The sequence below is a fragment of the Micromonospora sp. WMMA1363 genome (assembly GCF_030345795.1).
Lineage (GTDB): Bacteria > Actinomycetota > Actinomycetes > Mycobacteriales > Micromonosporaceae > Micromonospora.
On the sequence record NZ_JAUALB010000015.1, the window covers coordinates 154,867 to 175,424 of the forward strand.

Annotated in this window: 10 protein-coding genes and 5 pseudogenes; 8 read left to right on the forward strand and 7 right to left on the reverse strand. The window is 64.5% G+C overall.

Features of this window, described 5'->3' with window-relative positions:
- Positions 1-460 precede the first annotated feature (460 nt).
- Positions 461-856, reverse strand: a pseudogene (locus QTQ03_RS29785) (IS1380 family transposase); the annotation flags it as partial.
- 13 nt (positions 857-869) lie between these two features.
- Complete coding sequence (locus tag QTQ03_RS29790) at positions 870-1,625, reverse strand: ISAs1 family transposase (protein ID WP_289281267.1); 756 nt, start codon at positions 1,623-1,625, stop codon at positions 870-872.
- A gap of 81 nt (positions 1,626-1,706) precedes the next feature.
- On the opposite strand from QTQ03_RS29790, the gene QTQ03_RS29795 reads away from it, so the two are divergent.
- Positions 1,707-3,002, forward strand: a complete 1,296-nt coding sequence (locus QTQ03_RS29795; protein WP_289281268.1) for a transposase — start codon at positions 1,707-1,709, stop codon at positions 3,000-3,002.
- A 254-nt stretch (positions 3,003-3,256) separates the two neighbouring features.
- Here the strand turns inward: QTQ03_RS29795 and QTQ03_RS29800 are convergent, their stop codons facing one another.
- Entirely contained in the window at positions 3,257-3,805 is a 549-nt protein-coding gene (locus QTQ03_RS29800; RefSeq protein ID WP_289281269.1) for a transposase family protein, read from the reverse strand.
- A gap of 382 nt (positions 3,806-4,187) precedes the next feature.
- Between QTQ03_RS29800 and QTQ03_RS29805 the strand changes: the two are divergent.
- Positions 4,188-4,289: pseudogene (locus tag QTQ03_RS29805) on the forward strand (IS5/IS1182 family transposase); the annotation flags it as partial.
- A 502-nt stretch (positions 4,290-4,791) separates the two neighbouring features.
- Here QTQ03_RS29805 and QTQ03_RS29810 read toward each other — a convergent pair.
- A complete protein-coding gene (locus QTQ03_RS29810; protein WP_289281270.1) occupies positions 4,792-4,935 on the reverse strand; it encodes a hypothetical protein in 144 nt (47 codons plus the stop codon).
- 92 nt (positions 4,936-5,027) lie between these two features.
- Positions 5,028-6,461, reverse strand: coding sequence for an ISKra4 family transposase (locus QTQ03_RS29815; protein WP_289280660.1), 1,434 nt, complete (start codon positions 6,459-6,461; stop codon positions 5,028-5,030).
- A gap of 238 nt (positions 6,462-6,699) precedes the next feature.
- Between QTQ03_RS29815 and tnpC the strand changes: the two genes are divergently transcribed.
- From tnpC to QTQ03_RS29850, 6 genes and pseudogenes are all read left to right on the forward strand, one after another.
- Positions 6,700-7,749, forward strand: a complete 1,050-nt coding sequence (gene tnpC / locus QTQ03_RS29820) for an IS66 family transposase (protein WP_502889897.1) — start codon at positions 6,700-6,702, stop codon at positions 7,747-7,749.
- A gap of 108 nt (positions 7,750-7,857) precedes the next feature.
- Complete coding sequence (locus QTQ03_RS29825) at positions 7,858-9,063, forward strand: IS256 family transposase (RefSeq protein ID WP_289280776.1); 1,206 nt, start codon at positions 7,858-7,860, stop codon at positions 9,061-9,063.
- A 35-nt stretch (positions 9,064-9,098) separates the two neighbouring features.
- A pseudogene (locus QTQ03_RS30810) lies at positions 9,099-10,050 on the forward strand (IS1634 family transposase); the annotation flags it as partial.
- 388 nt (positions 10,051-10,438) lie between these two features.
- The gene (locus QTQ03_RS29840) at positions 10,439-11,725 is read left to right on the forward strand and encodes an ISAs1 family transposase (RefSeq protein WP_289276634.1); all 1,287 of its coding nucleotides are present in this window, start codon (positions 10,439-10,441) and stop codon (positions 11,723-11,725) included.
- 590 nt (positions 11,726-12,315) lie between these two features.
- Positions 12,316-13,199: pseudogene (locus QTQ03_RS29845) on the forward strand (reverse transcriptase domain-containing protein).
- Between the two features lie 673 nt (positions 13,200-13,872).
- Positions 13,873-14,103, forward strand: a complete 231-nt coding sequence (locus QTQ03_RS29850; RefSeq protein WP_289281169.1) for a hypothetical protein — start codon at positions 13,873-13,875, stop codon at positions 14,101-14,103.
- Positions 14,104-14,244: 141 nt separating this feature from the next.
- Here QTQ03_RS29850 and QTQ03_RS29855 read toward each other — a convergent pair.
- A pseudogene (locus tag QTQ03_RS29855) lies at positions 14,245-14,580 on the reverse strand (transposase family protein); the annotation flags it as partial.
- A gap of 5,535 nt (positions 14,581-20,115) precedes the next feature.
- Positions 20,116-20,268, reverse strand: a complete 153-nt coding sequence (locus QTQ03_RS29860; protein WP_289281271.1) for a hypothetical protein — start codon at positions 20,266-20,268, stop codon at positions 20,116-20,118.
- Between the last annotated feature and the right edge of the window lie 290 nt (positions 20,269-20,558).

Genomic DNA, 20,558 nt, shown 5'->3' on the forward strand with positions numbered 1-20,558 from the left:
CAAATTCCCCCTGCCAGAGAGGCACTTTCCTCTATTTACCCGCCGGTCAGACCCACCAGCTGATGATCACCGTGAATCACCCAGGCTAGACCATCACAGGCCCCGACAGACGACCGCCTGCGAGAGACCCCCTACCCGCGCAGGATAACCGTCTGTCGGGGCTGTGATGGGTTAGGGCCAGCCGGGGTCGACGAGACCGGCCCTGCGAACCCTCTTAACCAGACTCCACCGACACGATTAGCAGTGCCGACTGTTCTGTCCGGGCCGGTGGGACTAGGTCTAGTCTAGTTAGTCAAACTGCAGCACGCCAGACGTGCAAGCAATTTGATTAAATAATATGACTGTATTACTGAGCCATTTTCGTGCGCCCAGAAGAGTGGAGGTTGACCATGTAGGTGGTAGATTCTTCGTTCGTAAGCTCGTCGTCGCTTGCCGGTGGGAGTCCGGTCCGGGTAGCTGCCAGGACCAGGTCCGCCACCTGCTGGCCGGCCACGCTGACCTGCGGGAAGGCCGCGCTGCGTACCTCGGCGTGCTGGGCCCAGGCCACCTCGCGGGCCTGAGCCCATGCCGCCCGCAACCGGGCCAGCAGGGTCCCGTCCAGGTGCGACACCAGCCGCCACGCCGTCGGATCGGAGGCGACTGGCCCGAACAGGCCGGCCTGATCCCACAGCACCGCGAGGTCAGCGATCGCTTCGCCGCCGCCGGCCAGCGTCACCGCCAGATCAACGGCGATCCGGCCCGGGTCGTGGCCGCCCTGCCGTTGCCGCAGACCGGTGAGGGCCTGACTGAATGCACTGGTCAACCCGGTCACGTCGGCCAAATCGACGAGCAGCCGCGCACCAGCGTGCCCGACCACCCCTCGCCCAGGGCTATTGCATTGTCGTGTTGCTGCTGGTCACGGTCGGTTTTCCGGTAGTCACGGCGTCGATGAGCTCGTGTGGGCGGTGACTGGCCCGGCGAGTTGCTTCGGCGATGTTGGTGGCGCCGTCGGTGTGGTGGTATCCGATTGCGGTGTTACGGAGGGTGGCGAACACGGCAGGACCGTTGTGGGTCCTGGCCTGGTGGGCGTCTTCACGTAGCGTGACGTCTCGGACGTGATGTAGGCGGTTCTCGATATGCCATTCAGAGCGCGCCCAGGTGCCGAGGTCGGCGGGTTGGGCCTGGTCGGCGGGCAGCGAGATAGTCAGGTACTCCGTTTCGCGAGTGGTCTTGCCCTTGATCGTGCGGGTCCGGGTGATCCGGACGGCCTGTTCGGCGTTGGGAAAGCCCAGCCCGCCGGGGGTCTTGACGGTGAGTGCCTTGACGGTGCGGGTCTCTTTGCGGCCGTGACCGGTCTCGCGGGTCTGTGCCCCGACCGGGACCTGCGCCCAGGGCAGGGCCTTGAGCTGGGCGAACAGCTTGGGTTGGTTGGCCTTGATCGGGACCATCAGATGAGCGTCGGCGGAGGCGAGCAGATCGGCGTGCCCGGTCTGGGCGTGCAGCGCGTCGGCGACGACCAGGACGTCCTTCAGGGATCCCAGCACGGCCGCAACCAGGCGTAGTAGTGGGGTGAACGCCGGGATTTCGTTCGACTTCGCCGTGATCTGACCCGGATCCGCGGATAGGGATATGCCACCGCGTGGCATAGATGAACGGATGCCTTGCCAGCAGGGACGATTGGGGTTGTCGAGACACCAATCCGCCGCTGTGGGAAGGACACCCGTTCGGTGAAGAAGATACCTGGTTTGGCAGGTCGTGTCCGTGTTGGCGCACCGGACGCGTCGCTGACGCCGGTCTCGGGTGTGGTGGCGGTGGCCGAGTTGGTCGGCCGGCTGGGCGTGACCGCCGCGCTGGACGACGCCGTGGGCCGAATCAAGCAGCGGGATCGAGGATTGTCCGGCGGAGAGTTCCTGGTCGCGGTGGCGCAGGCGCAGATGTGCGGCGCGCAGTTTTGGGTGGGTCTGGATCGCCGCCGCGCCGATACGGCGGGTGAGGCGTTGTCCGCGGTGCCCACGCCGGCGGCGAGCACCGCGGTGGAGTTGGCGTCTCGGTTCGGTCCGGCGCAGGTGGCTGGTATCGAGGAAGGCATCGGGGAGATCGCCTGCCGGGTTGTCGGTTTGCTGCCGGCCGCCCGGCGGGCGGTGCTGCGCACCGGTGGGGCCACCATCGACCTGGACGGCACCGACGTCGAGGTGTACGGGGCCAAGAAGGAAGGGATCGCCTACAGCTACAAGGGCGCCCGGGCCGGGCGCCCGCACGTGGCCACGTGGGCGGAGGCCGGGGTGGTGACCGCCGCGGACCTCCTCGCCGGTGATGAAGACCCCCGCCCGGGAGCGGGCTCGCTGATCGAACGCAGCGTGGCCACCCTCAACGCGGCCGGGGTCACCGCCCGGCCGAAGGTCCGCGGCGATGTGGGCTACTTCGCCAAGGACATCGCGCAGGCCGCGGTGGAGGCCGGCTGCGACTTTTCCCTCGGAGTGACCCGCAACCCCGCGGTCTGGCGAGCCGCGGCCGCGATCCCCGACGATGCATGGCGCAAAGCCGAACGGATGAAAGGCGCCCAGGTCGCCGTGTGCGACTACGCACCGGCCGGCTGGCCACCCGCCACCATGACCGTGGTGCGGCGGGTCAAGGTCCACGCTACCGATATCTCGGCCGACCCACGCGCCCGCCGCCGGCGCACCATCCCCAAAGCTCAACTCACGCTCGCCCTGGACGGCCTGGTCGGGCACGTGTACGCGTACTCGTTCATCGCCACCAACCTGGATGTGTCCACCCCGGCGAAGACGGTCGCGGTGGAGGCCTGGCACCGGATGCGCACCGACATCGAAGATCGCATCCGGGATGCCAAGCACGGCGCCGCGCTGCGGCACCTGCCCTCCGGCAGCCGGGCGGCCAACACGGTGTGGATGTGGGGGCGCTGCTGGCCGTCAACCTGTCCGCCTGGCTGCAGGAACTGGCCGGCCTCGACGACGGCGACGGACGAGGCCGCAACCACCTCGGCACCCTGCGCCACCGGCTGATCACCGTGCCCGCCCGGCTGGTCCGCCACGCCCGGCAGGTCACCCTACGGCTACCCCCGAGGCAACAGTTACTGGCTCAGGTCCTGGCCCGGCTCCGCCGGCTACCCATCTGGACCTGACCACTCGGCCCATCGGCCATGTCCCAGCCCACGGAGACCAGCGAACCCGGCGCCACCCGGGAAACCGGCATGCCCACCCACCGAAACACCACACCACCCATCGCCTATCACCGATGCGTAGCGATCACGCCTCCGCTATCCGTGGATCCGGGTCTGAACCTGGGCGAGCACGATCCCGGTGCTGGTGTCGTAGGCCGAGAGCAGATGCACCTGCCGCCCGTCGGCGAGGCGGGCACCCCGGGCGACCTTCCCGTCGATGGCGATGACGAGTCGCCCCCGGCGCCCGCCGATCACGACCGGCCCGGCCCGCTCCCGCAACCAACACGCGAGGACCTGCGACAACACCTCGGCGTCGAGCCGGATCAGCAGCCGCCACACCGTCGTCGCGGCCGGTACCCGGCCGTCGAACCCGAGCCGGGTCCACACCGACTCGTCCTGGAAGCGCATCCAGTCCGCGACCGCGGCGAACGTGCACGCCCCGGCGAGTACCGCGCACACCGCCGCCGCCAGGACACTGACCAGCGGATACCGCCGGCCCCGCGGATCGCGCGGGTCGTTGATGACCGCCAACGCCACGAACAAGCTGCGGCGGTCACTGTCACGGTCGCTACCGGTGACCACAACCGGTGACGGCAGGCTGGGGGGTCGGTGCGGCAGCACGATCTCGGTCAGTGATGATGACATCAGCGGGTACGGTCCTGTTCTCGATCACGGTTGTCTTCGCAAACACCATGATCACCAACGGGCCGTACCCGTCCCACATGGACCCCGGACCTCGCCGAACCCCCTGCGAAACCCCAGTTCAACCGCCCTTTGATCGACTACGCAACAGCCCTGACCCCTCGCCCGCCGCCGGTCACCAGGATCTTCGGACGTGTTGCGGTAGCCTTCACTCAGCAAGTGGCCTTCTGCGACGGGATGACCAGGACTCTCGACAAGCCCTATCCTCCCTGACCAGGGCTATTGCGTTGTCGGGTAGCTGCTGGTCACGGCGTTGATCAGGTCGTGTGATCGGCGGTTGGCTTGGCGGGTGGCTCGGGCGATGTTCGTCGCGCCGGTGGTGCGGAAGATCCTGTTCAAGCTGCGCTGCTGCCCACGGCGAGCGACCACGATCGTGCAGGCCATCCTCGTTCTGCACCACGTCGAAGCCGACCGCTACGCAGGATGAAAATGGCTGATAGCGTCACCCCAATGGATGTAATAATGATTCGTTGGCCTGCGATCAAGTGGCTAACTCTACTCAAATTCAGGATTGTTTCCAGCCTTTCCCGCCGGTCGTCTTCCGGCGTCCGTTCAGGCTGGTTGGGAGCTTCGATAAGCTTTTGATCCACTCAACGAGTTCTTGAGTCTCGTCGTTGGTGCTATCCTTCTTCTTGAGCGGAATAACAAGACTCCCTTTTCTGGTCAAGTACGACATGCGTCGGCTCTATTGTCGCTCGCAAGAGGATGGAGCCGCAGCCAGTTTACTTTCCCCCACCAGGGATAGGTTCTGTATATAGAACATGTTGATGCTGTAAATCATGATTGCTTGACCGTTGATTCCTTGAGCGCTTGCGCACTGCGGAGCCCTGGGGATCGGGAGTCAGGTCTGGACCCGGCTGCTCGTGGCGGCAACTGCCGGTCGACTTCCCGCCGTGGCTGTCAATCCCCTGAAATCGTGGAGGGCTCCGTTATGCGGCCTGGGCCTCCACGGCGCCGGCCGTTGATCGTTCGTAGTCGGCGGGGGATCGCCAGTCGCAGATGGAGTGCCGGCGGCGTAACTGTTCAGCAGGTTCTTCATCGTCCGGCTTGATCTTGTTGGTGGTTTGAGTCATCCTGACCGTCGTGTCCGACTCGCCGCCGGTTGTGGAGCTGGTGGAGCGGCTTGCCCGGTTGGAGTAGGGTGCGGCTCCTCTGAGGTGATCGTCTATTGTGGGATGGCACCGCCGAGGTAGCGGCTGTTGTGGATGCGTTGTTGTTCCTGGGCCAGGTGCCAGGTCCAGTACTGGTCGAAGTCGCCGTTGCTGATCAGGGTGCGGAGTTTGAGGATTGCTTCGGCGCCGTCGAGGCCCCAGCGAGCGCCGGTGACGTCCATACGATCTTTGACCAGGTGGCGGCAGGCGCCTTCGATCACCCCGGTGGCGATCGGCCACCCGTTGGCCAGCGCGGTCGGGTAGTCCAGGTACGGTTTTTTGGCCAGCAGGTAGGCGGCGGCGACATCGGCGGGTTTGCGTTTGCCGGGGTCCAGGCCGTGGTAGGTGGCCTTGCGTCGGATGGCTGCGGCGACTATGCCGGCCCGTCCGGCCAACACCTGCCGGGCCTGGGCGCGGACCCACCGTTCGGCGTTCGGGTCGCCCTCCGGGTGGAAACACCAGGTGGCCTTCCAGAGGTACTCGATGACGTGGATGAAGTCCACAACAACCGGCAAGGTGATCTTGCGGGTTTTGGCCTCGGCGTGGATCCGGTCGATCTGGTGGGTGTTGCCGTCGACCAGGGCGATCCAGGTCCGAGCGTGGTCGGGGTCGCGGCGGTCGGCCTCGGCGAACCCGGCGGCGATCACCGCCGCGGCGTCGTCGGTCACGCTGGCGTGCAGCCACTTGCCGGAGGTGACCGGCGCCGGGGTAGCAGTTTGGGCCGCTTCGGGGTCCTCGGGCAGGATGTCGGCGATGGTGCGCGGCTTGCCGGTCACGTCGAAGACCGCGGCGACCTCGCACATCCGCTTGCGGTTGCGTTTCTCGCCCTTGGACCGGCGGCCGGCCAGTTTCTGGCTGACCGCGGCCTTGGCGGTGCCCGCGCGGAGCCCGTCGGGGCGCATCACCACCCCTTTGGCGTCGAAGGACAACGCCAGCACATCATCATCGGCCGACCAGTCCGGGGCGTGGGCGGTGTAGAAGGCATCCACATCTATCGCCGCTGCGGCGGCCAACGCCTCGACCTGCCGTTTCCCGATACGCACCGTGGTGGCCCGCTCAATCGCGGCCGCCGCGTCGGTGAACGAGCCGCGGGCCGCCTCGGCCGCGGCCAACCGGCGCAGTCCATGCGAGTGCTTCTCCACGGGCAGGTTCAACACCGCGTCCGCCGGGTTCAGATCGGCCCGCGCCCGCGCCCGGTAGGCGATACGCGTCACCACCACCTCACCGAACCGGGTGGCCAGCGTCCGCTGCCGCCCCCGCTCGGCCCACCCCCGCAGATGGCTATCGGCGTCGGTCACCTCGTCGAGCCGTTCCTCCCGACTGGCACGAAGATCCAGACTGTCCTGCAACAACTGACACAGCAACCGCATGCCATCGGTATGCAGCCGCTCCTCCAGTTCGGCGTGAGTCATCCCCGCCGCATGCTCACCGGACAGGAAGTCCACCATCGCGCCGAACCGCACGGATGAGCCGGCGAAAGCATCGTCCGCCGTCTCGGATGCGTACTCTTGCACCGGGCTCCCTCTTTGCTGATGTTCGTGTCTCGCAACCGACGAACATAGCGGGAGGATCCCTTTCACCATCACAACCAGTAACACATCCCCAGGCCACACAGCGTGTCGCCGCACCTCACCAGAGCCGCACCCGTTGGAGTAGGCGCTGGCTGAGCGGGACGCGCGGATTGAGGTGTTGACGCGGCGGGTCGCGGAGTTGGAAGCGCGGCTGCGCCGGGATTCGCGGACGTCGTCGAAGCCGCCGTCGTCGGATGGGCCGGTCAAGCCGCCGCCACGGTCGCGGCGCCTGCCGTCGGATCGGCCGCCGGGCAAGCAGCCGGGGGATGCGGGTTTCACGTTGCGGCAGGTCGAGACGCCGGACGAGGTGGTGGCGCATCGCCCGACTGGGTGCCGGTGTTGTGGCCGGTCGTTGCGGCGGGCGCCGGTGACGTCGGTGGAGACACGGCAGGTGTTCGACCTGCCCGACGTGCGGCTGCACGTGGTGGAGCATCGGTTGCGGCATCGCCGTTGCCGGTGCGGCACGGTGCCGATGGCGCCGGTCCCGGATGGGGTGGGCGCCCCGACCCAGTACGGGCCGCGGGTGCGGGCGGTCGGCGCGTATCTGGTGGGCTACCAGCATCTGCCGTACGAGCGGGCCTGCGAGACCCTGGCCGATCTGCTCGGTGTGGGCATGTCGGTCGGGGCCCTGGTCAGCGTGGTGGCGCGCACCAGCAGCGCACTCGGCCCGTTTCTGGACGTGGTACGCGACCAGATCTGCGCCGCGCCGGTGGCCCACTTCGACGAGACGTCGCTGCGGGTGGCCAGCACGAACGCGTGGGTGCACTCGGCTTCCACCGACACCCTGTCACTGTTCGTCGTGCACCCATCGCGGGGACGTGAGGCGATCACCGCTGCCGGGGTGCTGCCCGTCTTCACCGGCATCGCCGTGCACGACGGCTACACCCCCTACCGCCGCTACGGCCTCGCTCACCAGTTGTGCAACGCCCACCACCTGCGCGAACTCGCCGGGATCTGCGATACCGACCCGGGTCAGGTGTGGGCCGAGCAGATGATCCGGTTGTTGTGCGAGATCAACGACATCACCCGGCATGCCCGCACCGACGGCGCCCACGCCATCGACGACCGGCTACTGGGTGCCTACCGACGCCGCTACGACACCATCATCGCCGCTGGCAGGGCGGCCAATCCCAGCCCAGCCGGACACGGGGGACTGTACAAATAACGGCTGATCGACCGATCAAGGGAGAGACGCCAGATGACGACCGAGACCACCGTGGGACAGCCGGCCGTGGAGCCGGTGGGTGCGGTCACGGATGAGCAGTTGATCGCGATGCTGGTCGATCGGGCTCGTGGTGACGGGTTGAAGCTGACCGGCGAGGGTGGGCTGCTGCAGCAGCTGACGAAGCGGGTCCTCGAGTCGGCGTTGGATGGGGAGATCACCGACCACGTCGGCTACGACAAGCACGACCCGGCGGGTCGGGGTAGCGGGAACACCCGTAACGGCAGCCGGACCAAGACGGTGCTCACCGACGTCGGGCCGGTCGAGGTGCGGGTCCCACGCGACGCCGCCGGGACGTTCGAGCCGCAGATCGTGCGTAAGCGGCAGCGGCGTCTGACCGGCGTCGACGACATGGTCCTGTCGCTGTCGGCCAAGGGCCTGACCCACGGCGAGATCGCCGCGCACCTGGCTGAGGTCTACGGCGCTGAGGTGTCGAAGCAGACCATCTCCACGATCACCGACAAGGTCATGGACGGCATGGCCGAGTGGCAGAACCGGCCCCTGGACCGGGTCTACCCGGTCGTGTTCATCGACGCCATCAACGTCAAGATCAGGGACGGTCAGGTCGCGAACCGGCCGATCTACCTCGCGATGGCGGTCACCGTCGACGGCCACCGCGACATCCTCGGTATCTGGGCCGGTGACGGCGGCGAGGGCGCCAAGTACTGGCTGCACGTGCTCACCGAGTTGAAGAACCGCGGCGTGGCCGACGTGCTGATGCTGGTCTGTGACGGGCTCAAGGGACTGCCGGAGACGGTGGAGACGGTGTGGCCGCGCACGATCGTGCAGACGTGTGTGGTGCACCTGCTGCGCAACTCGTTCCGCTACGCCGCCCGGCAGGACTGGGACAAGATCGCCAAAGCGCTGCGGCCGGTCTACACCGCGGCGACCGAGGACGCCGCCACCGAGCGGTTCCTCGAGTTCGCCGAGGCGTGGGGCCGTAAGTATCCGGCGATCGTGAAGCTGTGGGAGAACGCGTGGGCGGAGTTCGTGCCGTTCCTCGCCTTCGACGTGGAGATCCGCAAGGTCATCTGCTCCACGAACGCGATCGAGTCCGTCAACGCCCGTATCCGCAGGGCCGTGCGAGCTCGTGGCCACTTCCCGAACGAGCAGGCCGCACTCAAGTGCGTCTACATGGCCTTGATGAGCCTCGACCCGACCGGAGCCGGCCGCCGACGCTGGACCATACGCTGGAAAGCACCACTGAACGCCTTCCAGATCGCCTTCGAAGGCCGGCTCACCCCGGCCAACAACTGACCACCTCAACAACCAAGATCAGCCGTTAACTTGACACTCCCATCACCGAGGTCAAGGACGGCCTGCGCGACTGGCGGCTCGGCGGGTGGTCACCGTCTGCGACACCGGATTCTCCTCCGAGGCCAACCAGTCCTACCTGCGCCGGGCCGGCGGCCACTACATCACCGGCATCAAGATGCGCGAAGGCTCCCACCGCGCCGACCAGGCCCTGGCCCGCCAGGGCCGCTACCAGGAAGTACGCGACAACCTGCGCGTCAAAGAGGTCCGCCTCGACGGCGACGAGGGCAGACGCTTCATCATCTGCCACAACCCCACCGAGGCCGAACGCGATGCCGCCCGACGCGAAGACCAACTCACCGCGATCCGCGAGGAGTTGACGCGCATCAAGACCGCCCGGGAAGCCGACGCGACCAAGGCGAAGGCCAAGGCCGCCAAGACCGGCAAGCGCCCCACGGCCCCCTCGGACGCCCCGCACCGCAAGGCCGAGTGCGCGCTGCGCGACCACCCTGCCCTCGGCCGCTGGCTCAAGCAGCACCCCACCACCGGACGGCTGTCCATCGACACCGCCAAGGTCGCCGCCGAGGCCCGCCTGGACGGCAAGTACCTCCTCGCCACCAGCGACCCCGACCTGTCCGCCGAGGACATCGCGCTCGGCTACAAGAACCTCCTCGAAGCCGAACGCGCCTTCCGCACCTGAAATCCACCCTCGACCTGCGGCCGGTCTACCACCGCCTCGACGAGCGGATACGTGCTCACGTGCTGCTGTGCTGGCTCGCCTTGCTACTGATCCGCGTCGCTGAGCGCCGCACCCAGCAGTCCTGGCCCAAGATCGCCGCCGAACTCGGCCGGATCCACCAGGTCACCCTCTCCGGCCCGGCCGGCAGCCTCCAGCAGACCACCCGGCTCACCGACACCCAGACCAAACTCTTCACCGACTGCGGTGTCCCGCTCCCGCCAAAGATGAGCAGCCTCAAGACCGCCGAATAGCCGCTGAGCTGGGAAAACAGGATCCGGAGCCGTGGGCAAACGGCCCCGAAGCCTCCCCACGCCCATCGCCCCAGGTCAACCCGCAGATCCGCCACCGCCGCATGCCCGCCAACCGTCGAAGCCGGGAGAGTCGCTCTGCGGGGAGAGGCTTTAAACCACCCCGAGCTGCATTGGCTAAAGACCGTTGTGGTGAACGTCGCGGGAAAAGGCGCGGCCTGATCGCGTCAGGTGGGGTCCGCACGGGCACGGCAAAGTCGGAGAGTGCTCGTGTGAGGACTTTGTGTTGTGGTCCAGAGTGGATTTGACGGGGCGGGCACGGCTCCGGTGATCTTGAGGTTGTCTACGCCTTCGGATCACCCTGTGGAGTACCGTGCCCGCGCCTGCATCATTGCTGATCAACGCTGTCCAAGACCAGCCGGACGAGCAGACACGACCGGTCCTGTTGGGCCGTAACAGGCAGGAAAGCCTGGTCGCGGCGCTGTCGGAGGTTTCTGATCCGCGGGACGCGCGAGGGATCCGGCATCGGTTGCCGACGGTGGTCGGGTTGGCCCTGGCGGCGGTGCTGGCCGGCAATACGTCGGTGTACGCGATCGGGCAGTGGATCGCCGGGTGTTCACAGAAGACCCTGAAGGTGTTCGGCGCCCGGGTGGCTCCGGCGACCGGCCGGTATGTCGGTCCGGATGAGAAGACGGTGCGCGGGTTGTGCGCCCGGCTCGACGGTGACGTGCTGGACGCGGTGATGGGTCGGTGGCTGCAGCGGCGTGCCCTGGCGGCGCAGCGGGCGAAGGCGCGGACCGGGGTACGGCCCCCGCGAGGTCGTAAGGCCCGTCGCCGGGCCAAGGCCGCTGGCCAGCGCCGCTGGCGGGCCAGTACACGCGGTCGGCACCGGCCGCGGCTGATCCAGGTCGCGGTGGACGGCAAGACCAGCCGCGGTGCGAAGAGCGCCGGCAACCCGGCGCCGCACCTGCTCGCCGCGTTGTCATGCGTGGGGGTGGTACTCGCCCAGCGCCAGGTCGACGGCAAAAGCAATGAGATCACCGCGTTCGTACCGCTGTTGACGCCCCTCGAGCTGGCCGGCCAGGTGGTGACGGCCGACGCGATGCAGACGCAGCGTAAGCATGCCCGATGGCTGCGCCAGGTCAAGGACGCGCACTTCATCTTCCCGGTGCTGGACAACCAGCCCACCCTGTTCGACCGGCTCGACGCTCTGGACTGGGCCGGGGTGCCGGTCACCGCGTGGAGCGTGGACGACGACCGGGGCCGGCACGAGCGACGCACCATCCAGGTCATACCCGCTCCGCCCGAGGTGAACTTCCCGCACGTCGCGCAGGTGTTCCTGATCGAACGGACCGTCACCGTCAAAGGCAAGACCAGCTACCAGGCGATGCTGTATGTCACCAGCCTCACCGCCGAGCAGGCCGACCCCGCTGACCTGCTCGCGTACGTGCGCCAACACTGGGGAATCGAGGTTCTGCACTGGGTGAGGGATGTGACCCTCGGCGAGGACGCCTCCCGGGTCCGGACCGGTAACACGCCACGCGTCATGGCAACCCTACGAAACGTAGTGGTCAGCCTGCTCAGAATCCACGACACCACCAACATCGCCGCCGCGCTGCGATACAACGCCCGCACGAACCGCCGGATCCTCAAACTCCTGGACCTTCTACCAGCCTAAACACCCCACCCGCCGACTTTGCCGTGCCCGTGGGTGGGGTCCGGGAAGATGAGCGATGGGCGCAGGCCCTCTGCCGTTGACGTGTCGAAATGAAGTCAGACGAGATCGAAACCGGGGTCGCAAGACTATTCCGGGATGAGTCTGGGGGATACCCGTTTACTGCCCAGGTGGTCTCCGGCATATAGGCAGCATGAGCCCGGACAAGGCTCTCGCATGGAACGTGTGAAGGCGCGTTCCGACACTGTCGCCGAATAGGCGGCGAGAGGGAGAACTCCAAGCGGCTAATCCGCGAGGAGCAGAGTACCGATGCGAGGCGCGCTGGCGGACTCGCCCGTAGTAGCTGTGAAGCCTCTGCGTATCGCAGTGGAGGTGGAGCCAAGGGGCGGGGTCGTCCTGGTGAGCGAATGTGATCAACCAGAAGGGAGGAATCGCATGAGTGAGCCAAAGTCTCAGGTCAAGTCGCACGACATACCGAAGCGTCTGGTATGGGATGCGTGGCTGAAAGTGAAAGAGAATGGAGGAGCGGCCGGGGTCGATGGTGTGACGATTGCCCAGTTCGAGGAAAACCTAAAAGGCAACCTTTACAAACTATGGAATCGCATGTCCTCGGGCAGCTACTTTCCCGGTCCGGTCCGAGCGGTGGAGATACCCAAGAAAGGCGGGACGAGGGTCCTCGGCATCCCGAACGTGATCGACAGGGTGGCGCAGACGGCGGCGGTCATGGCTTTGGAGCGGGCGTGGAGAAGGTCTTTCACGATGACTCCTACGGCTACCGCCCCGGGCGGTCGCCGCTGGACGCGGTCAAGGTGTGCCGACAGCGGTGTTTCAAGAAGGACTGGGTCGTCGACTTGGACGTCAAAGCCTTCTTCGACTCCGTGCCATGGGATCTCATGCTGAAAGCGGTCGAGCGGCACACGGACTCGAAATGGGTCATGCTCTATGTGGAACGCTGGCTCAAAGCGCCGATGCTGATGCCCGATGGCACCCTCAACCCCGGACGAAGGGAACGCCGCAAGGCGGTCCCGTATCCCCATTGCTCGCCAACCTGTTTCTGCACTACGGCTTCGATACGTGGATGGCCCGGGAGTTCCCGACCGTCTCCTTCGAGCGGTTCGCAGACGATGCGGTGGTCCATTGTGCGACCGAACGGCAAGCCCGTCAGGTGCGGGCGGCGATCGAAGGTCGGTTCGCCGAGATCGGGCTGGTGCTCCATCCCGACAAGACGAAGATCGTGTACTGCAAGGACAGCCGACGCCGCTTGGAGTTCGAGCAGGTGACGTTCACGTTCTGCGGATATGCGTTCCGTCCCCGGATGGCGTTCGACAAGAACCGGAAACAGGTCCAAGCCGCTTGCAAGCCATTAGCTCGCGCCTTCATAGCATTTAGGGGTGGTGCCTATCCGCGAAAGGGAATTACTGAGGATGAGCAACGATGCAAGGGTCAGGGCCGAAGATATCCTCCGACGCAACGTTGATGATCTGCGTCCGGCTTATCGAGCAGGTCCACTATTTGACGGTACATTGATCTACTGGGATGATGGTGTCAAGACTCTTACCCCATCTCATTTTGGAACGACGCCGCAGGCCGTTGTTCCTGACAACGCGCAAGGCCAGGGGGAACTTTACCCCGAGACTTATGTCCATCAACAGAGTGGGCACGCTTGTCTTATCGGCAGGCGGAATAAGCGTTCTCCGCTGCAACTCGGGCGAAATTTAAAGCTTCACCAGAGTAGCGGATGGATGCTAAGTCAACTCCGACGCTCTAGGCGGGGATTGCCGAGGTGATCAAGCTATATGTGGTATGTTTTCAGTAGGTCTGCGTCGAGCGCGGCGCTTACGGATAAACAGGTATCGGATGGGGTAAGACCTTGGCTGGGTACTGATACGGAGCTACCGAGCAGTACCCAGCCAGGTTCACGCACGGACGGGTCTATCCCGGCTCAGGCTAATCGCTCCATCAGTGAACGACAGGGGTACACTTGAAATGCAATATAATGCGGTTGATTCTACCGGTGAAACCATCTGCCAATCTTGTCCGAATCGGGAGTGGCGAACCATTCGCCGCATTCGGATGCAATGGTTGTTCGGTCCCTGCGGATACCCGTTATAGTTGACGATGCTACGGCCTTGGCGGCCAAAGAAGTCCGTATGACCAAGACCGCCTGGATCCGCCAAGCCATCGAAGCAGCCTTGGCTTCTCGGGTTGAAGACGATCAGATGATCTCTCGTGCTGAAGCGTTGCGTGCCATACAGCTTCTGCCGTTCGTATGTCAGAACGGAGACACGCAGAAACAGGAGGATCTTTTGGTCGAGAAGAAGATGTCCACCAACGGCCAGCTACCGTTGTTTTCAGTGCAGCGACCTGAATGCTCGCCGTGAGCGATCGAGCAACGAGCGTAGCCAGGACGATGACCGGAAGGCCCAAAACATGCCATGTGGTGGGACAGATCCGCACCGCCGGTGGACAGTTAACCGATGACAGTGGCTCGCTGCTTGACAGTTAGGCGCATCGGCTGTCTAGTCCGCGAACGTCATCACGTCGGCGCTGTTCAGCGCGTCGCTGATGCCGTGAACGCAGGCGGCGTTCAGGTCATGAGTGGTGCCGGGCAGCGCAGCCGATGCCAGGCCAGCCGCCCGCGGCGTCGGCGATGACCTGCACGTTGACGCGGTGGCGCTTGTGCTTGCGCCGGAGTAGTAGGGCCGCTGGTCGGCGACCCGGTTGACCGGGATCAGCGTGCCGTCGAGGGTCGCGTATGCCAGCTTGCGGATACGGTCCATCGCAGTAGCCACATCATCGGCGGCTGCGGCGAGGAGGTCGACAGCTTCGCGGACGTACCGCCAGGCGGTGGTGACGCCGTGTGACCCTTTCTGAGTAAGCATCACGCGCTACGGTGACGCAGGAACTCGTCCAGGGCCAGCTCCGTGACGGCCTGAACCGATGTCTCGTTTTGCTGTACAAAGGCCCGCACCCTGTCGATGAGGCTTTCCGGAACGGGTGCTGCTGCACCCGAGGTTGTGACCGCCGACGTGGCGGCATCAAGGGTCTATCCGACGCTTCCGGTGATGCCGGTGATGCCGCCATTGGGACCATGGGCATAATCTGCCTTTCAGCTCTACGCCGACCAACGACTGTAACTACGCTCTATGCCACCAGCAGCTTACTGGACAGGGCATCGTCTCCTGCTACCGCTCACGTGGCACCAGCCAGGACCCCCCGATCTCCATGAGGTATTGAGCGCGACCTTTTATCAAAGCCGCAACCTGCATGAGTTTCTGGAACTCCGCCATGAGTCCGCGATGCTTCCGCACATGTTTCGGGCGCCGATCCAATATCAAGGAATCAGCGATAGATCTGCTTTCAAACAGACGATCCGCCTTGATCCCTTGCATACGAGCTCGGGCGCTAAGCCGCACATACCCGAGGGATATACCCTTCTACTTGCTTTAAAGCCGCAGCGGCCCGCCACCGTTCCATTAGCATCCTACGTCGAAAATCACCAGCCTAATTACTCTAGTTCGGCACGCTGCTGGTGACCGACGTCGGTCCCGCACGGGAGAGTTCCAGGGCTGTTCCGCCGCCCAAGCGGAGAGAAGGTACTGGGCGGCGGGCCAACCCTATCGGTTGCGTGTAGCGCAGATGCCCGAGCAGACGCAAGAAACTCAGAATCTCGGTGAAGTTGAGTGAGTGGCTGACAGGCAGCCCTAGGTCGCATCATCGCATCGTAAGGCGATTCGTGGTCGGGAGGTAACGGAAAGCCAGCGATCAGAATCAGGGCAACGAAACTCTAGGGGAGTTTCGCGTCGTGACGTGATGGCCCTGAAGGATTGTTTCTGGAGACCTGTGCGACCTTCCGGGCTGGCAACCGTCGGTAGTTAGAGGCCTGGGCCTAAGTCGCACCCAGCGCATCCCGCCCCATCGCCTTTGGCGACGAGAGCTGAGTCTGGGTTGCATAAGGCATAGTAACTCCGCTGTTTTGTGGAGAAGCTAAACCGGATGAGACTTGCCCCTGTAGACTAACTATCCTTTGTCTAGTCCGTGCTCCCAACTCACTCACACGAGGGCCAACCAGAAAACTTAGAGATGCGGTGGGATCACTCCCGGTAGGGGTCCCGTGGGGTCACGTGGAGACGGGTTCGCGGGATCTTCGTGGGGCCGCTCTGCCGATGAGCTGCTCGGTCGGAGTTCCGATCCCGCCAGCCAGTCGCCACGCCGCCGGACGCCATCAGAGCCGCATAGGAACGCTCTAGCTCCTCTCTTATGAGATGAGCCAGGAAATGAGATCGCTCCAAATTCCGACGGAGGTGTTCGGATCGATAGGCTTGCTCAGGACCTTCACGCAGTGGATATGTTTGTGCTGGTGCGGGTTCCCTACGGAGATGCTCCTGATCAGGGGTGGGGGCGGATGGTCCGGTACCGTAGGTGTAATCGGTTCGGTCGCTTGGTGCGGGTTCCCTACGGAGATGCTCCTGATCAGGGGTGGGGGCGGATGGTCCGGTACCGTAGGTGTAATCGGTTCGGTCGCTTGGTGCGGGTTCCTACGGAGATGCTCTGATCAGGGGTGGGGGCGGATGGTGATCAGGGGTGGGGGCGGATGGTCCGGTACCGTAGGTGTAATCGGTTCGGTCGCTTGGGCGGGTTCCCTACGGAGATGCTCTGATCAGGGGTGGGGGCGGATGGTCCGGTACCGTAGGTGTAATCGGTTCGGTCGCTTGGTGCGGGTTCCCTACGGAGATGCTCCTGATCAGGGGTGGGGGCGGATGGTCCGGTACCGTAGGTGTAATCGGTTCGGTCGCTTGGTGCGGGTTCCCTACGGAGATGCTGCTGATCAGGGGTGGGGGCGGATGGTCCGGTACCGTAGGTGTAATCCGTTCGGTCGCTTGGTGCGGGTTCCCTACGGAGATGCTGCTCCTGAGACGCGGAGCTAACCATATCTCTTTCCTCTCTCTACTCTAGCCCATTGTGCAATTAGCGGCGAGGCGCATGGCTTTCAATTCCATCCTACAGCTGCCAAACGCGCACATGTAAAAAACCCACATATCCCAAACACGCAATAATAACTACGGTCAGTATCACCAATGCCAGTATCTGGATAGCGCCAAGTCTGGGCCATCGATACCAATTGGACTCTAGTCTGCACCTCGAGGGGCAGGTTCTGTCTGCTTCGTACCTCGAGGGATAGGCTCTGTCTGCTTCGTACCTCGGCGGATTCTCCCTGTCCGACTCGTACCTCGGCGGATTCTCCCTGTCCGACTCATATCGGGAGGCAAGAGGCCTCTCCGGTTCCGGATCGTATGCCATAATATTCCCTCTAGTGCCCCAAGATTACCTGGATTCCGTCTGGATACGCTCCTCGGCCAGCTTTCCATCCATATTGCTACTCGATCGAGCCTGCAGGTGGGCCGCCAGTGTGATCTGTGAGGATTGCGCGTCGCGCAGGTTCCTCGGGACCTACGAGCCTCTGATTCACAACTTTGGGACTGACCGAGATCGGCGAATTGCGGGCATTGCTCTCTTCACTTGCCTTCCAGAGGTGCTCCGCGCCCACTTTGGCAACCTTGGCCTGGGTTGCAACCCGAAATGAGATCGGTAAGCTTCTTCGCGATATCGAACGCGCCTTTATAGAGCGTCGGCCTCCTCCATCCAAATACTCCACATTCTGCCACCACTAAACCTCTATCGGCTCCCTGATTGGAGCAAAGCTTTAGCTACGCATGGCGAAGCCTTCGGAACGTCAAACAGAGATGCCCGCTGACCCCAGCGAAGCAGTGTGCCCGCTTGCCTTCTGTCGTACTGGTGCGACAGAAGGCGGCCTTCTTTGCCCCGAAAAGAAGGCTATCAGAAGAACGTGCAGCGCTTGAGCCGATTCGCAACTTACTCAGGCCATATGGCCGTAGCAAGTACTACAACTGTATTCCTTCTGCGGACGGTTAACCTCGCGCCTTGATGAACTCGTTGTGGTGGCGGGTCGAGCACGTGAAAGTGCCCGTCCGCGGTGTCGACCACCTTCTGACGATCGTCCGCAACCGGCTCAAGCGCATCCAGTACCGCCCCGACCTGCTCGACGGCTTTCTGATCCACGCCGGCCTTACCCTCGAACCCCGACTCAACCTGACCATCAGGATCTTTCCCCGTCCGTCACCGGCGCACCCGATGACGGACGGGAGCGGAAGCAGGGGCGCCGCCTTCCCGAGGCTGACCGGCCCCCCATCGGTCCCAGAGAGGTGCGCATTCGAACCCGACTTGGCTCATTTAGAGCTCCTAACTCTTTGAGCGTTGGAGTCGGTGCCAGAAGATGATGGCGTCGGGAAATCTTGTCGACCAGGGGCATGGGCTGGGTGGCGTCGTGGCGGTTGCCGCCGGTTAGGCCTGCTATTCGTCCGATCCTCTGGATCGTTCGCGGTAGATAGCACATCGGACGTTGTGGGCCAATCGGTTGTGAGGAACTTCGTCTTCCCCATCGTCTCTGAGTCGAGAGTCATCATAGGCCCCGGCAGATGGATACCGCGAGTGGGAGACCTCAGTTAACGCCGCGAACCTATCCACCGGGGCCGTGATGTGCAGTCCAGAAGACCTGCCATGGTGCACCTTCTTCGCCGGCCTCTGAACGCCAGGACTGGAGACTTACTGCCGATCTAGGCCGACGAAGACTGGTTCCACACTACTCAATCGACTCGACCTACCCCAAATAGCCAACAGGAAACTCGGCGAATAATAAAAACTGTGTGCTAATACGATCGTACCTGGAGGGCATTGATTCACGTACTTTTGATACGGGAGCGCCAAGCTAGCAGCCTGATCTTGGTTGTTGAGGTGGTCAGTGGTTGGCCGGGGTGAGCCGGCCCTCGAAGGCGATCTGGGAGGCTTTCCAGCGCATGGTCCAGCACCGGTGGGTCGAGGCTCATCAGCGCTATGTAGACGCACGCGCTCGTTCCGGGCCGCTGCCGGTCAAGGAACGGATGATCCCAAGGGCTGTTGCGTAGTCGATCAAAGGGCGGTTGAACTGGGGTTTCGCAGGGGGTTCGGCGAGGTCCGGGGTCCATGTGGGACGGGTACGGCCCGTTGGTGATCATGGTGTTTGCGAAGACAACCGTGATCGAGAACAGGACCGTACCCGCTGATGTCATCATCACTGACCGAGATCGTGCTGCCGCACCGACCCCCCAGCCTGCCGTCACCGGTTGTGGTCACCGGTAGCGACCGTGACAGTGACCGCCGCAGCTTGTTCGTGGCGTTGGCGGTCATCAACGACCCGCGCGATCCGCGGGCCGGCGGTATCCGCTGGTCAGGTCCTGGCGGCGGCGGTGTGCGCGGTACTCGCCGGGGCGTGCACGTTCGCCGCGGTCGCGGATGGATGCGCTTCCAGGACGAGTCGGTGGCCGGCTCGGGTTCGACCGGGTTCGGGTCGACCGGGTACCGGCCGCGACGACGGTGTGGCGGTGCTGATCCGGCTCGACGCCGAGGTGTTGTCGCAGGTCCTCGCGTGTTGGTTGCGGGAGCGACGGCGGTCGTGATCGGCGGGCGCCGGGGGCGACTCGTCATCGCCATCGACGGGAAGGTCGCCGGGGTGCCCGCCTCGCCGACGGGCGGCAGGTGCATCTGCTCTCGGCCTACGACACCAGCACCGGGATCGTGCTCGCCCAGGTTCAGATCACGGCGAAGTCGAACGAAACCGGCGTTCACCCCACTACTACGCCTGGTTGCGGCCGTGCTGGGATCCATGAAGGACGTCCTGGTCGTCGCCGACGCGCTGCACGCCCAGAGGGCACGCCGATCTGCTCGCCTCCGCCGACGTCATCTGATGGTCCCGATCAAGGCCAACCAACCCAAGCTGTTCGCCCAGCTCAAGGCCCTGCCTGGGCGCAGGTCCGGTCGGGCACAGACCCGCGAGGACCGGTCACGGCCGCAAAGAGCCCGCACCGTCAAGGCACTCACCGTCAAGACCCCCGGCGGGCGGGCTTTCCAACGCCGAACAGGCCGTCCGGATCACCCGGACCCGCACGATCAAGGGCAAGACCACTCGCGAAACGGAGTACCTGACTATCCGCTGCCCGCCGACCAGGCCCAACCCGCCGACCTCGGCACCTGGGCGCGCTCTGAATGGCATATCGAGAACCGCCTACATCACGTCCGAGACGTCACGCACGTGAGAGACGCCCACCAGGCCAGGACCACAACGGTCCTGCCGTGTTCGCCACCCTCCGTAACACCGCAATCGGATACCCACCACACCGACGGCGCCACAAACATCGCCGAAGCAACTCGCCGGGCCAGTCACCGCCCACACGAGCTCATCGACGCCGTGACTACCGGAAAACCGACGGGACCAGCAGCAACACGACAATGCAATAGCCCTGCGCTCGGCCCACCCCGCAGATGGCTATCGGCGTCGGTCACCTCGTCGAGCCGTTCCTACCGACTGGCACGAAGATCAGACTGTCCTGCAACAACTGACACAGCAACCGCATGCCATCGGTATGCAGCGCCTCCTCCAGTTCGGCGTGAGTCATCCCCGCCGCATGCTCACCGGACAGGAAGTCCACCATCGCGCCGAAACGCGGACGGATGGGCGGAGCGGCGAAGCATCGTCCGCCGTCTCGGATGCGTACTCTTGCACGGGCTCCCTCTTGCTGATGTTCGTGTCTCGCAACCGACAGAACATAGCGGGAGGATCCCTTTCACCATCACAAACAGTAACACATCCCCAGGCCACACAGCGTGTCGCCGCACCTCACCAGAGCCGCACCGGGAGGAAAAGGACACGGTAGACGGCCCCGCCGACACCACGTCAGAGGGATCCACACCAGTCGAGCGGGCGAGCGAGGCCGACGTTGGG

What these genes read in the sequence shown, in the direction of transcription:
- QTQ03_RS29825 (WP_289280776.1), top strand. Translation starts at nt 7,858, where the DNA reads ATGCTGGTCGATCGGGCTCGTGGTGACGGGTTGAAGCTGACCGGCGAG.
- QTQ03_RS29860 (WP_289281271.1), bottom strand. Translation starts at nt 20,268, where the DNA reads ATGGTGGACTTCCTGTCCGGTGAGCATGCGGCGGGGATGACTCACGCC.
- QTQ03_RS29810 (WP_289281270.1), bottom strand. Translation starts at nt 4,935, where the DNA reads ATGACTCAAACCACCAACAAGATCAAGCCGGACGATGAAGAACCTGCT.
- QTQ03_RS29850 (WP_289281169.1), top strand. Translation starts at nt 13,873, where the DNA reads ATGACCAAGACCGCCTGGATCCGCCAAGCCATCGAAGCAGCCTTGGCT.
- QTQ03_RS29790 (WP_289281267.1), bottom strand. Translation starts at nt 1,625, where the DNA reads ATGCCACGCGGTGGCATATCCCTATCCGCGGATCCGGGTCAGATCACG.
- QTQ03_RS29815 (WP_289280660.1), bottom strand. Translation starts at nt 6,461, where the DNA reads ATGGTGGACTTCCTGTCCGGTGAGCATGCGGCGGGGATGACTCACGCC.
- QTQ03_RS29800 (WP_289281269.1), bottom strand. Translation starts at nt 3,805, where the DNA reads ATGTCATCATCACTGACCGAGATCGTGCTGCCGCACCGACCCCCCAGC.